The 14846-nt window shown below is 63.0% G+C and carries 8 protein-coding genes; 7 read left to right on the top strand and 1 reads right to left on the bottom strand.

Annotation, left to right across the window (positions count from 1 at the left end; all coding sequences use genetic code 11):
- The first annotated feature begins 6 nt into the window (after positions 1-6).
- The 7 genes from IT430_09285 (at position 7) to IT430_09255 (ending at position 11188) form a co-directional block, all read left to right on the top strand.
- Positions 7-3369, top strand: coding sequence for a DUF499 domain-containing protein (locus tag IT430_09285; protein ID MCC6908120.1), 3363 nt, complete (start codon positions 7-9; stop codon positions 3367-3369).
- Positions 3370-3456: 87 nt separating this feature from the next.
- Positions 3457-5403: an HAD hydrolase family protein gene (locus IT430_09280; GenBank protein MCC6908119.1), complete on the top strand. Its 1947-nt coding sequence runs from the start codon at positions 3457-3459 to the stop codon at positions 5401-5403.
- Positions 5400-6518, top strand: a complete 1119-nt coding sequence (locus IT430_09275) for a hypothetical protein (protein MCC6908118.1) — start codon at positions 5400-5402, stop codon at positions 6516-6518. Before IT430_09280 ends, IT430_09275 begins: the two co-directional genes overlap by 4 nt.
- Positions 6515-8446 carry a hypothetical protein gene (locus IT430_09270; protein ID MCC6908117.1) on the top strand — a complete coding sequence of 644 codons (1932 nt, stop codon included), beginning with the start codon at positions 6515-6517 and terminating at the stop codon, positions 8444-8446. The genes IT430_09275 and IT430_09270 overlap by 4 nt, the downstream gene beginning before the upstream one ends.
- On the top strand, positions 8443-9579 hold the full coding sequence (locus IT430_09265; protein MCC6908116.1) for a hypothetical protein: 1137 nt from the start codon (positions 8443-8445) through the stop codon (positions 9577-9579). Before IT430_09270 ends, IT430_09265 begins: the two co-directional genes overlap by 4 nt.
- A gap of 7 nt (positions 9580-9586) precedes the next feature.
- Positions 9587-10657, top strand: a complete 1071-nt coding sequence (locus IT430_09260) for a hypothetical protein (GenBank protein ID MCC6908115.1) — start codon at positions 9587-9589, stop codon at positions 10655-10657.
- Between the two features lie 318 nt (positions 10658-10975).
- A complete protein-coding gene (locus tag IT430_09255) occupies positions 10976-11188 on the top strand; it encodes a hypothetical protein (protein ID MCC6908114.1) in 213 nt (70 codons plus the stop codon).
- Positions 11189-11664: 476 nt separating this feature from the next.
- Here IT430_09255 and IT430_09250 read toward each other — a convergent pair whose 3' ends face one another.
- Positions 11665-14802, bottom strand: a complete 3138-nt coding sequence (locus IT430_09250; protein ID MCC6908113.1) for a multidrug efflux RND transporter permease subunit — start codon at positions 14800-14802, stop codon at positions 11665-11667.
- Between the last annotated feature and the right edge of the window lie 44 nt (positions 14803-14846).

Raw genomic sequence — 14846 nt, 5'->3', positions numbered from 1 at the left:
TGACTTATGGCCGTGAGCAATCGAGAACGTGTCGGCAAGGGGCTGGACCTGCTCGCGGCAGGATTGCGGCCGTTCGTCGAACGCGAACTGAAGTCCCACCTGGGCGATGACTGGCAGAACGTGTTGCCGGAAGCTGGCAACCGCGGAGCGCGGGGCAAATCGCAGGCCGCTAACCTGGACGACCCGGCGACCTTGCTCGGCGTCCTGTGGGACCAGTGGAACGCCGTGTTCCGCGACGTGCTCGGCCCGGCCGAGCGGAGCATCGTCAGCGAGCTGCGCGGCGTGCGCAACCAGTGGGCGCACAACGAGCAGTTCACCAGCAACGACGCCATCCGAGCGCTGGATTCGATGGAGCGCCTGCTCAACGCCGTCTCCGCCGCCGACGCCGCCGGCGAAGTCGGCCACATGCGCATGGACCTGATGCGCACGATGTTCGACGAGCAGCGCCGCTCCGAAATGCGTAAGCGCTCCGCCCAGCCGACCGAAGGGAAGCCGCAGGGGGGGTTGAAGCCGTGGCGCGAGGTTGTCACCCCTCACCCTGACGTGGCGAGCGGCCGGTATCAGCAGGCCGAGTTTGCCGCCGACCTGTGGCAGGTGTACCAAGGCGAAGGCTCGGACGAGTACAAGCACCCGACCGAGTTCTTCCGCCGAACGTTCATCACCGAGGGCCTGCGCCGCCTGCTCTCGCAGGCCGTGCTTCGGCTGTCGGGCAAGGGCGGCGATCCGGTCGTCGAACTTCAGACCAACTTCGGCGGCGGCAAGACGCACTCGATGCTGGCGCTGTACCACCTGTTCTCTGGTGCTTCCCCGGCGGACCTGCCGGGGGCCGAGGAGTTGGTCAAGGCTGTCGGCATCCAGCTTCCCAAAAACGTCCGCCGAACCGTCTTCGTCGGCACGCAGATTTCACCCGGCAAGCCGCACAAGAAGCCGGACGGCACGACGGTTCGCACGCTTTGGGGCGAGATCGCCTGGCAACTCGGCGGCAAGGAGGGCTACAAGCTCGTCAAAGAGGACGACGAGCGGGCGACGAATCCCGGCGCCACGATGACCGAATTGTTCAACAAGTACGGCCCGTGCCTGATCCTGATCGACGAATGGGTCGCGTATGCCCGGCAGCTTCACGGCACAGCCGATCTGCCCGCGGGCACGTTCGACACGCAGTTCACCTTCGCCCAGGCGCTCAGCGAAGCGGCGAAGGCAGCGAAGAACACGCTGCTCGTCGTGAGCATCCCCGCGTCGGAGAGCCCGCACCAGCGGGCCGACCGAGCCGTCACTGACATCGAAGTCGGCGGCGAGCGCGGACGCGAGGCGCTGGCCCGGCTCAAGAACGCTGTAGGGCGTGTCGAAGCATCATGGCGGCCGGCCAGCCCGGACGAAGGCTTCGAGATCGTGAGGCGGCGGCTGTTTCAGCCGCTCTCCGGCGACCAGTTCGTCGCCCGCGACGCCGTGGCTCGCGCGTTCGTCGATTGGTACGGCACCCAGCAGCAGGAGTTTCCGACCGAGTGTCGCGAAGCCGACTACGAGCGCCGCATCAAGATGGCCTACCCGATCCACCCGGAGATGTTCGACCGGCTCTACAACGACTGGTCCACGCTCGACAAGTTCCAGCGCACCCGCGGCGTGCTGCGCCTCATGGCGACGGTCATCCACTCGCTATGGGAGCGCCAGGACGGCAATCTGCTCATCATGCCCGGCAACGTGCCCGTCGATGATCCGATCGTGCAGTTCGAGTTGACGCGATACCTGGAAGATCAATGGATTCCGGTGATCGAGAAGGACGTGGACGGGGCGAACTCGCTGCCGCTCGCGCTTGACCGTGACAACCCGAATCTCGGCCGCTACTCGGCGACGCGCCGCGTGGCCCGGACCATCTACATGGGCTCGGCTCCAACGATGAGGGCAGCGCACCGCGGAATCGACGAGCGACAGATCAAGCTCGGCTGCGCGCAGCCCGGTGAATCGGTCGCGACCTTCGGCGATGCACTGCGGCGGCTCACGGACAGCGCCACGTACCTGTACGTGGACGGCAAGCGCTATTGGTACTCCACGCAGCCGACCGTGGCGCGACTGGCGGACGACCGCGCCGGCCAGCAGAGCGACGACCAAATCAGTGACGAGATCGTCAAGCGCCTGCGGGACCAGGCGCGGACGCGGGCCGACTTCTCGAAGATCCATGCCTGCGTGCCAAGCAGCGACATTCCCGATGAACGCGAGGCCCGCCTCGTCATCCTGGGGCCGGACTACCCGCACACGAACAAGAACGGCATCAGCGCGGCGCGGAAGGAAGCCGCGGCCATTCTCGAATCGCGGGGATCGTCCCCGCGTAACTACAAGAACACGCTCGTGTTTCTCGCCCCGGACATCAACCGGCTGCGCGAACTGGAGCAGGCGGTTCGCCAGTACCTCGCCTGGTCGTCAATCTGGGACGAGCGCGTGCCGCTCAACCTCGACCAGTTTCAGACTCGCCAGGCCGAGACGAAACGCAAGGGCGCCAACGAAGCGGTCGATTTGCGGATTACCGAGGCGTATCAGTGGCTTCTCGTTCCCAGCCAGGCCGACCCGAAGGGGGAGCCGTCGTGGACCGAGTTGAAGCTCCAGGGCCAGGAGAGCCTTGCCGGCAGGGCCGCAAAGAAGTTGAAGAACGAGGAAGCACTGCTCGTGCAGATGGGAGCCGTGCGGCTGCGGACCGAACTCGATCGCGTGCCGCTGTGGAGCGGAAACCACGTCGGCGTGAAGCAGCTGGCCGAGTACATGGCCCGCTACCTCTACCTGCCCCGGCTTCGCGACGAAAACGTGCTGTTTGCCGCCATCCAGGAGGGCGTGGCGAGCCTGATGTGGCAGAGCGAGACGTTCGCCTATGCGGAAGGCTGGGATGAGCAGAAGAAGCGGTACCAGGGTCTCCGCACCGCAACGACGATCCGCGTCATCGCCGACGACCGGGCCGTGCTGGTCAAGCCGGACATTGCCGCCGCCCAACTCGCGGCCGAGCAGCGAGCGGCTGCTGCAGGGACGACAGTCGCGGGGCCTGCTCCCCTCTCTCCCGTCCCCGCTGGCCAGCCCAACTCGGACGGGTTCGACTCGAATCAGGTCTCCCTCGGCGGCACACCGGGCGTGGCGGTGCCCGCCGCACCGGTCCTGCGCCGCTTTCACGGCTCGGTAAAGGTGGACCCCCTCCGCTTGGGCCGCGACGCGGCCCGCATCGCCGAAGAGGTCGTTCAACACCTGACCGGCGTCGTCGGGGCCGACGTGGAGATCACGCTCGAAGTCAGCGCCCGGCTGCCCGAGGGTGCATCAGACAAGACGGTTCGTGACGTGACGGAAAACTGCCGGACCTTGAGGTTCACTGACTTCGGGTTTGAGGAAACATGAATCCTTCTTCGAGTGGACATCTTGAAAGACTTGAGGCAGGGTACGTCGCGCTCAAGGACCGCCTTCTGCTAGCGACACGGAGATAAATTGGGAAAGCCTTTTGAAACTGAGATTGACGCCTTGCCCACTACCTACGCCTGGGCTCTCACCCAAGCGGTCGACGATCTTGCGCGCGCTGTTGAGCGCCTACAACCCCATCCGTTACTGGCCGTGGGATCCGGTGGGTCATTCAGCGTTTCGCATTTCGCGGCGCACCTGCATGGCATTCTTGCCGGCAAGGCGGCCCTTCCAATGACGCCCCTTCAGGCGGTAGCACAACGATCCCTCTGCGCAGGCGTCGGCGTCATCTTGCCCACCGCTGGCGGTAACAATCCTGATGTTCTTGCGGCCGTCCGCCTTCTTGCCGAGCAGGAACCACACAGCATCCTGATTCTCTGTGGAAATGCCAGGTCTCGCGTTGCTGCAAGGGCCGCTCAGTACAAAATGGTGGATTGCATTACGTATGACTTACCCGCTGGTAAGGATGGTTTTCTCGCAACGAACTCGCTTCTCGCGTTTTGCGTGTTGCTCGCTCGCGCGTATTCAGCGGCTTCGGGCAGACGACCTGATCTTCCCAAGCACTATCGTGAATTGCTGGGCGAACGCGAATCGTCGCTTCGCTCCACATCCGCCCATGCCGAGCTACGCGATCTCCTGCATCGAGGTACCTTGCTCGTACTGCACGGCCCGGCCACCGCATCCGGTGCCGTGGACATTGAATCAAAGTTCGCCGAAGCCGCCCTCGGAAACGTTCAGGTTTGCGACTACCGTCAGTTTGCTCACGGAAGACATCATTGGCTTGCAAAGCGGGCGGCAGAAAGCGCTGTTCTGTCTCTGGAATCCCAGGATGAACAAACGGTCGCCTCTCAAACCCTCGCGCTCCTGCCTGCGTCAGTGCCTGCGCAACGAGTCCGTATTCCCCATCGCGGCTGGCTCGCGAATCTTGCTGCGCTGACGCGCGGGCTCTACTTGGTGAGTGCCGCTGGGCGATGCCGCGGAATCGATCCTGGGCGGCCCGGCGTACCATCCTTCGGTCGTAAGCTCTACCATTCAAATGCATTTCGCGAGCGCTCCAGGAACAATGGCGTAACTGCTTGGAGGGCTCGCGCAGTTGAACGAAAGGCCGCGGAAACGATTGAGCAACTGACCGATGACGACCGTCTGACCTTTTGGCTCGGTGCTTTAGGTGCCACTCTGGCTCACCTATCCGCCGCTCGCTTTGGTGCCATTGTATTCGACTACGACGGAACTCTATGCAGTGAGGACCACCGGTTCGGCCCTCTCCCGAGCTCAATTGCGCAGGCTCTCTCTGATTTGACTGCAGCCGGTATCACAATCGGCATCGCGACCGGCCGCGGCAAGTCTGTCCGTACGCGACTGCGCGAGGCACTTCCCCGGAAGTACTGGCGGCAAGTCGTCGTGGGCTATTACAATGGGAGTCAGATCCTCAGTCTTAACTCTAATGCCGTTCCCGACGGGTCGGAGAATGTCGGCGAAGAGCTCATGCCCGTCGCAAGAGCGCTAGGGGCGGATCGCCTGCTGGCACAAGGCACGTTGACGCTCCGCCCTAAGCAAATCACCTTGGACTTGATTCGCGGCATGAGCCTTGAGGCACTTCACGAGCACGTGGAGGCAATTGCCAACCGCGTCGCAACGCACCCTGTTCGCGTCATGCGCTCAGGTCATTCCGTTGACGTCGTTCCAGCGTCTGTATCCAAACTGGAGGTCGTAGCACACATTCGGAAGACCGCCCGCATCGCGGATACGGATGCGGTCCTCCGAATCGGTGATCGGGGACGCTGGCCGGGGAACGACGCACACCTCTTGGCAAGCCCATACGGATTGAGTGTGCATGAAGTGTCCTCTGATCCCGAAACATGCTGGAACCTCGCTCCCGCGGGCTTTCGTGGCTCTCAGGCCACTCTATGGTACCTCGGCCACCTAAAGATGACGAAACAAGGGTTGCGTTTCGACCTGAAGGGGATGACACCGTGAAGGATGCGCTCGCCGAGGAATTGCTTGCCAAGGTACTCGGTTGGGAACCGAGTGATGTCGCCGAGGAACGTCCGGTCTTACAGGCGATGGCGTCGCTCAAGTATGATGAGTACGAACAGTACTCTCCGGGTCTCCGTTTCCTTGAGAGCCTCGCACTCTGGCTCAACCAGTTTGCCCCGGAAGACCGCAGCGTTGCCTACGCCTTCCTCAAAGCATCGCTCGTCTTCTGCTCTGCGGAGGAAATGGACCACTTCGTGGAGACGGCTTACCCGGACCACGTTCGGCCGATCCTGCTTGCCCGCTCCGCCGTTGAGCAGGGCGTCAATGCGCACTACGTCGGCCGTATCGCCTTATCGGTTCCATTCCGCACACTCCAACGCCAGACGCTGTTCCTCGGCCTCAGCGACGGTGCCCGCATCGACGCGTTCCGTCGCGCGAACCCGGACCTCAACCACGAGCAGATCTGGCAGACCCACGAACTCGCCGAGGAGCGCGTCAACGAGCTACTGGATAAGCTGAAAACCCACGTCGCCGACCTCGGCGCAACGCAATCCGAGCCGAAGTTCCGCTCGATCGTGTTGCTCGACGACTTTTCCGCGAGCGGCAGCAGCTACTATTCCAAGAAGTCGTCAGGCGAAGCAAGCGGCAAGGTCGCAAAGTTTCTTCGTGCGCTCGCAGACGACAAGACCCCGCTCCATCGCCTGTGCGATCCGGCCGGCGTCGAAGTCATCATCCTCATTTACATGGCAACCGAACAGGCGATTGCGCACCTAAGCGATGCGCTGAATGCTCAAGTCCCTGGTGTTGTCCGAACTCAGGTCGCGACCGTGCAACTGCTACCGAACCGCATGAGAGTCGGCCGTGGCGATCACTCCGTCGCATTCACGAAGCTGATCGAGAAATATTATGACGATGACGTGGACAAAGTCGTGTTCGATCTCCACATGAAGAAAGGCAACACACCCGACGCCAGATACGGCTTTGCCGACTGCGGCCTTCCCGTCGTCTTGCATCATAACACGCCGAACAACTCGCTGGCCATCCTCTGGTATTACGAGAACTGTCCCTTACGGGGATTGTTCCCCCGCGTACAGCGGCACCGGGAGATGTCATGAGAGGGCTACGAAACCCATTTCGGCTTCGCCGCTCGGAGAGCATCGACACGGACGATGCGTTCCTCACGCTCTTTGAGCCGGGGATTCTGGACGTAATGCCCCAGGCGACGCTCTGGGACTCAGTCCACATCATCCGTAGCGCCGCGGGCGGAGGAAAGACGAGCCTCATCCGCATGTTCACGCCCCCGTCGCTTCTTGCTCTTTGCCGCCGGGGCCGCAACGACGCGAAGACCAAGGAGCTTTTTCAGCGAATGAAGGAGTTTGAGGCGATCGACGACGCCGGACCGCAAGTTCTCGCAGTGCTGCTGACCTGCGGACCCGGTTACTCGATGCTGCAGGACCTGAATATCGAGCAGGCGCGAAGGAATCGCCTGTTCTTCGGATTGTTCAATGCTCGGATCACGCTAGCAGTACTACGCGGTGCGCTTAGCCTCAAGGGCTTGCCGTTCCCCGAAGGGCTCCAACGGCTCATCGTCTCCTCATCTAACGGTATACCGTCTCTCCAACCGGTTACGTTCCCTTGCAAAGGCCGTCAACTCTACCAGTGGGCCGAGCAGCGCGAAGCAACATTGTGCGGGACCTTGGACAGCCTAGGCCCGCTGAAGGCGGAGACACTGCCCGGCGACGACGCCCTCTACAGCCTGAATCTGATGGGTCCCGGGAATCTCACGATGGACGGCAGGCCTATTGCCCAGCGTGTGCTCCTCATGATGGATGATATCCATAAGCTTACGGCCCTTCAACGTGAGCTGCTCGTAAGTACTGTCATCGAGGCACGTAGCCCCGTAGGCGTCTGGATAGCCGAACGGTTCGAGGCCCTCTCCGCTCAGGAGATGCTATCCTCCGGTGCTGAGAAGGGACGTGACTATGGCGCAACCATAGAGATTGAGAACTTTTGGCGTGCCAAGTGGGACAAGTTCGAGAAACTCGCCATAGCCGTAGCGGATCGTCGCATCACGGAAGCGTCCGACACAGAAATCACCTCATTCCAAAGCTGCGTCCAGGAGATGCTCACCGGCACCCACTGGGATCAACGCTTCGCTGACATCGCAGGGGTCATCTCATCTCGGGTGAAAGACACATTCGGTGGCAAGGAACGGTTTCGCGAGTGGATCCGTTTGCGTGAAGGCGCAGACTGCACACCACAGGAGCGCGCCATCGAGTGGCGCAAACTCGAAATACTGATCGCGCGCGAGCTCAACAGGAAACAGAAAGGGCTCTTTGACGAGCAGCCACTCGGTGAGGAGGAACTCGACCGAAGGGACGATTCCTCTCTTTCGAGTGCCGCCGAGCTGTTCCTCGCGCGCGAGTTCGACCTTCCCTATTACTACGGGTCTGGCCGCATCGCTCGGCTCGCGTCGCTCAATATTCAGCAGTTCCTGGGCCTAGGCGGCGAGGTCTTCGAAGAGTCGGCTGCGGCAGAAGTTATGCGACGTTCGCTCGCACTTCCCCCCGAACGCCAACACGCGATCATGAAGGATCTTGCTCGGCAGCTTTGGGAAGACATCCCTAAGAGAGTACGTCATGGCCGCGCGTTGCGACAATTCCTTGAATCCGTCGGCAACTTTGCCCGAGCCTACACCTATCGCCCGACTGCGCCGAACGACCCAGGTGTGACCGGCACTGCGATCCGCATGAGCGAGCGCGAGCAACTGTATGAGGTGCTCGCGAAGAAGGGGCAAGCCAACCATGCGATGGTGCGCCTCGGCGAGACGATCGCGTCGGCCCTTTCGCACAACCTGCTTGTCGCCCAACTCGATTACAATTGCAAGCACGAAAAGTGGATGCTGCTCAACCTCAACCGGCTCCTCTGTGTCCACTTCGACCTGCCACTTGGCTATGGCTTGTATAAGGAGCGCCCGCTCAAAACGCTGATGCAGTGGCTTGACCGCCCCTATTCGGACGCGTCGGAGGGCGAACTTCTATGACGACCCCCGCACTCGCTCTGACCGACCCCCGCTGGCGTGACTACGTCATTACGCGCGGCGCGACATTCGATGAGTTCTGGGACGCTCACACTCGCGAACAGGATCGCCGTGTCTTGTTCATCGTTGGACGGGGCTTCGATCCGCGTGCGCCGAGAGGATTGGCCCGCTTGGCGGCCGCAGCGAAGCACTGCTCGATCAACGTCGTGGCCTTGCAATTCGAGGACGAGCTTGCGGCTGATTCGCCCGAACAGCGCGCGGCGGCGACGGCGAATTGGGAAGCCTTCGGCCAGATTATTGGCAACCGCGGGACCGTTGAGTCGAAGGCGGTGCAGTTCCGAAACGAGAAGCGCGACTCAATCGCGGACCGCAGCGCGGCCAACCTGTTCTCAGACGAGAACGTCGTCGCCTCTTACACGGACATCGTCGTCGACGTAAGCGCCATGCCTCGCGTCGTCTACTTTCCCATTATCAGCCGTCTGATCTACTTTCATGACGATCGGCAGAGGCTCGGAAAGGCCGCACCTAACATCCACGTCATCGTCTCGGAAGATCCCCGCGTTGATACCCTTATCCGCGAACACGGCATCGATGAGGAGGCCAAGTTCCTTCACCCGTTCGAGGGCCCGTTCAACCGCGAGGCCAGAGGGGACCAGCGGACTGTGTGGGTTCCGGTATTGGGGGAGGGCCGCACGCATCATTTCGAACGTATGTACGTGCATGTGAAGCCCACGGAAGTCTGCCCTGTGCTCCCATCCCCCGCAAGGAATCCCCGTCGGGGAGACGACATCGTAATGGAATATCAGAAGCTACTCTTCGACGAGGTCCGCTTAGCTCCTCGGAACATCATGTACGCCTCGGAGTCGAATCCCTTCGATGTCTACAGGCAGATCAGACGAACCGTTCTTCACTACCACCAGGTATTGGGTCTCATTGGCGGCTGTCGGGTGGCACTCTCGGCGATGTGCAGCAAACTGATGTCTCTGGGCGTTCTTTTGGTTGCTTACGAACTGAAAGCGAGCGATGTTGAGGTCGGCATTGCCCACATCGAATGCCAAGGTTACGACATGCCCGCCAACTTGCAGATCGAGGACGTGCCCGTCGGAATCTGGGTCGCCGGGGAATGTTACAGATAGGACAACGATGATGCGTCACCGCAGAACAGTCTCCTCCGCCAAACCGGTCGTCGTTGGCACTGGCTTGGTCGCCCTAGATGTCGTGATAGCCGATAACGTACGGTCGGATCCGATTCTCTGTGCCGGCGGAACCTGCGGCAATGTTCTTACTGCATTGGCCTGGCTTGGTTGGGATGCGTACCCGATCGCCCGCCTACGTAGCGATGCCGCATCCAAGCGGATCATCGAGGATCTCAAATCCTGGGATGTCAAGCTCGACTTCGTATCCCTGAGCAGTTGCGGCAGCACGCCGGTCGTGGTTCAGCACAACCATGAGAATGGTAATGGCGAGCGGTCGCACAAGTTTTCTCGCAGGTGTCCGGTCTGTGGCAACTGGCTTCCTTGGTACAAGGCTGTCCGAGCCGCAACCGTTCCGGAACTTACGCAGCGGTTGCCTAAAGCAAACGTCTTTTATTTCGACCGCACTTCGCGTGGCGCCGTGACGCTCGCCCAAAACGCGCGCCAGGACGGCGCGCTTGTTGTGTTCGAACCATCCGCCGAAAGTGAACCGCACTTGCTAAAGGCGGCGCTCGCTGTCGCCCACGTTGTCAAAGTCGCGTCTGATCGCACAGCCGGGAACGAAGACATCCTCGATGCCACGACGCCGCTGCTTCTCATCGAGACGCTTGGCGCATCTGGTTTACGATACTCACGTCGCCGCGTGGGTAGGAAGAGATCGTGGAAGACCTTGCCGGCCTTCTCCGTTACTGCCTTTCGCGACGCCGCCGGTGCCGGCGACTGGTGCACAGCAGGTATTATCAGCAAACTTGGCCAGCTCGGCCCGAAGGGACTCGAGGCCGCATCCGGCGCGCAGGTGCAGGCCGCCCTCAGGCGAGGGCAGGCGATGGCTGCTTGGACTTGCCACTACGATGGCCCACGCGGCGGTATGTACGTGGAGACGCGCAAGACGTTTGACCGAGCGGTCGATGATATCCAAAGCGGCAAGTCACGATACGACGCCAAACCGACAGCCACTCGCCGAAGGCAGCGATCTGCGGGGACAGGATGGTGTCAGTGTTGCGTCGCTTCCACCCGCTAGGATTCCGACGCCGAATGGGCAGTATCCCCGAGCGCTCCGGCTTCGACCTTATCGGCAGGCAGGGGCATCCGGCTGCTCTGCCTACGCCGCCACCGTCGCGGCCCCAAGGGCCTACCGGCCTGCTCTCGCGAGGACCGCGATGGCGACGGCTTAGACGGCAGGCATCCGAGATCGCGCTTTTCGCTTTCCACGATCTCTCAGCAATGCCGATAGACGGCCCCGCCCGTGGCGCGGACTGAGCGCCAGTAACCTGTCGGCCTTGCGTCTTGCTTGACTTTCCCAGCCGTCTCATGCAGCCTTTCTTGGACGGAGGACCTTATGGCGGTTGAGCCCCATTCGGAAGCTGCTCGCTTGCGGGCCAAGCTCGATATGATCATCCACTATCTCGAACGCTGGGACCTCCACTACCACGCGCACGGCGCGGATTTCCGCCCGCCAGGGTGGGACATCACGATTCAAGAGATGATCTGGCGGCTCAAGGACGAGCGCCCGCCACCAGTGAATGAGTCCGGAGGCAGCGACGCTTTGTGAAACTCGCACCGCCCGTTGTCAGGCCGCCCGGTCGAAGTGCAGCCAGAACACGGCCCGGATGGACGCCAGAATCAGCGTTCTTTCGCTCTCAGGCGTGTTGCGGTGGCGGGCATAGCGGGCCCATGATCTGAACCTACGCCGGGGGAGCTTTGCGTTCTGGATAGTCATTCCAGCCACGATCAGAGATGGGGCGTTCAAACCGCTCGCGACATCCTCTTACCGTGGCAGTTCCGGGCCCTATTTGAACTGCCGGTGTAGACGAGGAACTCCTCGTCGGCTGGCCGGAGGGGCTGCCCGACTGGTACTCGCAGCCAACCCCGAAAACAAACAGGCTCAGGGGGCGCAGCCGTCGCATCTTGGCACCTCGTGATCAACATCGGTGGCATCGCGCCACCCTCAACGGGCAGTCTCCGCAGCGGACGCCTTGCCTGTGAGCCACCCGCAGCGCGGCTTCGTGACTGCTCCGCGGAGTCGCGTTACGCCGATGATCTTTCCGCCAACGCCCGTTGCTGGAGATGGCGGGGCGAAGGGGCCGCGCGCGGCCGCCGTCGGAAACCGGCCGTCATGCGCTGCACGAGCACGAAGAAGGCCGGCACGAAGAATACGCCGACGAACGTCGCGGCCAGCATGCCGCCGATCACTCCAGTGCCGATGCTGTGGCGTGCCGCCGCGCCCGCGCCGCTGCTGATGGCCAGGGGCAGAACGCCGAGCACAAACGCCATCGAGGTCATGACGATGGGCCGGAACCGCAGGCGCGCGGCCTCCAGCGCCGCGTCCATGGGTCGCTTGCCCTCGCGGACCGCACTCACGCAGAACTCGACGATCAGGATCGCGTTCTTGGCCGCCAGCCCCACCAGTGTCAGAAGTCCGATCTGGAAGTAGATGTCCTCCGAGAGGCCCCGCAGCGAAACCGCCACGTAGGCCCCGAGCACCGCGATGGGAACACTCAGGAGCACGACGATGGGAAGCGACCAGCGCTCGTACTGTGCGGCGAGCACCAGGAAGACGACGACCAGACCGAACGCGAGCACGATGGGCGCCTGGTTGCCGGCCTTAATCGCTTGGTAGGTCTCTCCGCTCCACTCAAAAGCGTACCCGGTGGGCAGGGTGCGTTCGGCGAGCGAGGCCACACGCTGGATCGCCTCGTCTCCGCTGACGCCCGGCACCGGCGCGCCGTTGATCTGCACCGACGGAAAGCCGTTGAAGCGGGTGATAATGTTGGGGCCGGCGCGGAAGCTCGCGTCAACGACCCCCGAGAGCGGCACCATCGAGCCTTCGGCGTTCCGCACGAACACTCGGTTGAGGTCAGAGGGATCGTCGCGGAAGCCGGGCTCGGCCTGGACCAGCACCCGCCATACCCGCCCGAACTTGGAGAAGTCGTTGACGTACAACGCACCGAAGTACGCCTGGAGGGTCTCGAACACCTCGGAGATCGACACGCCCATCATCTTGGTCTTGGCGCGGCTGAGCTCCACGTAGAGCTGCGGGACCGTGACGCGGACGTTGCTACGGATGCCCACCAACGAGGGGTCCTGGCTCATGGCCCCCACGAGCGCCCCGCTGGCCTGGGTCAGCTCGACGACCGTGCCGCCCTGCCGCTGCTCGAGCTGCATCTCGAATCCGGCGGTGACGCCGAGGCCCTGGATGGCGGGAGGGTTGAACGCGAGCACCAGCCCCTCGCCCGAGCGGCCGAACCGCATGAGCACGTCCCGCGCGACGGACTGCGCGCTCAGGGCGGGGTCGCGGCGGTCCTCGAAGGGCTTGAGCGTGACGAACATCGTCGCCGCGTTGGTCGCGTTGACACGTCCCGAGACCACGTCAAGGCCGCCCAGCATGGTGACGTTCTCGACGGCCGGATGGTCGATGAGGAACTGCTCGGCCTGGCGCGTGAGCGCGTCGGTGCGGTCGAGCGACGCCCCGTCGGGCAGGATGACGGCGGCCAGGATGTAGCCCTGATCCTCATCGGGCAGGAAGCCGCCGGGGACGCGCTCCTGGAGCCGCCAGAGCGCGAAGACGAGGATGCCGAAGACCGCGAGCGTCACGACGAGGTGCCGGCCGGCCAGCGCGACGCCGCGTCCGTACCAGGAGGTCGCGCCCGCAAACAGGGAGTTGAACCAGCGGAAGAGCACGAACTTCTTTCGGTCGTGGTGAGGTTTGAGCAGCAAGGCGCACAGCGCCGGGGAGAGCGTCAGCGCCACCATGCCGCTGATCGCGACCGAGGTCGCGATCGTCACCGCGAACTGCTTGTAGAGCTGCCCGGTCAGGCCGCCCAGGAAGGCCACGGGCACGAACACCGCCGAGAGCACCAGCACGATGGCGATCAACGCGCCGCTGATCTGGTCCATCGCCTTGATCGTGGCCTCGCGGGCGCTCAGCCCTTCCTCATCCATGATCCGCTCGACGTTCTCGACGACGACGATCGCGTCATCCACCACGATGCCGATGGCGAGCACCAGGCCGAAGAGGGTCAGCGTGTTGATCGTGAACCCCAGCAGGAGCATCCCGCCGAACGTGCCCACGATCGCGACGGGCACCGCGAGCAGGGGGATCAGCGTCGCCCGCCAGCTCTGCAGGAACAGGAAGACCACGAGCAGGACCAGCAGGACGGCCTCCAAGAGCGTGTGGACCACCTCTTCGACCGAGGCGCTGATGAAGGTCGTGCTGTCGAACGGGATCGTGTGGCGCACGCCCTGGGGAAAGCTCACCGACGCCTCCTCCAGCACCCGCCGGACATTGTCCATGGTCTCCAGGGCGTTGGCGCCCGTCTGCAAGTAGACCAGCATCAACGTCGTGGAGCGGCCGTTGGCACGGCCGAAGAGCTCGTAGCTCCGGCTGCCGAGCTCGACGCGGGAGACGTCCTCGAGCGTGACGATCCGGCCGTCCTCCTCGGCCCGGATGATGATGTTCTCGTACTCCGAGACCTCGCTGAGCTGGCCGCGCGTGAGGACGGGGACCGTCAGTTCGACCGCTCGGCCCGTGGGACGCTGGGCGATCGTGCCCACGGGGAAGTTGGCATTCTGCTCGCGGAGCGCCGCGACCACGTCGCTGACGCTCAGGTTCTTGGCCGCGAGCTTGTCGGGATCGAGCCAGATCCGCATCGAGTAGTCTTTGCTCCCGAAGACCGTGGCGTCGCCGACGCCCTCGGCGCGGCGGATTGAATCGAGCAGGTTGATCGTGGCGTAGTTGCTCAGGTAGATGTCGTCGTATCCGGACCCTTCCTCCGCCTGGAGCGTCGCGACCGCGAGGATGTTGGTCGAGCTCTTGATCACCGTGATCCCGTTGCGGACGACCTCCGCGGGCAGCTGCGGCTCCGCGACGCTCAGCCGGTTCTGGACTTCGACGGCGGCGAGGTCCTGGTCCGTGCCGATCTCGAAGGTGGCGGTGATCGTGACGGACCCGTTGTTGGTGCTGGTGGAGCTGAAGTAGATCAGGTTCTCGATGCCCGAGAGCTGCTGCTCAATCGGCGCCGCGACGGCCGTCGCCGCCGTCGCCGCGTCTGCGCCGGGGTACGTCGCACTGATCTGAATCGTCGGCGGCGTAATCTCCGGGTAGCGCGCGATCGGGAGTATCACCAGCGCCACGCCGCCCGCGATGAGGATGAGCAGCGACAGCACAGTCGCGAAGATCGGGCGATGAATGAAGAATCGGGAGAACATCG

The organism is Phycisphaerales bacterium, from assembly GCA_020852515.1.
Classification (GTDB): domain Bacteria; phylum Planctomycetota; class Phycisphaerae; order Phycisphaerales; family UBA5793; genus UBA5793.
This window is presented reverse-complemented; position numbering and strand designations above follow the sequence as displayed.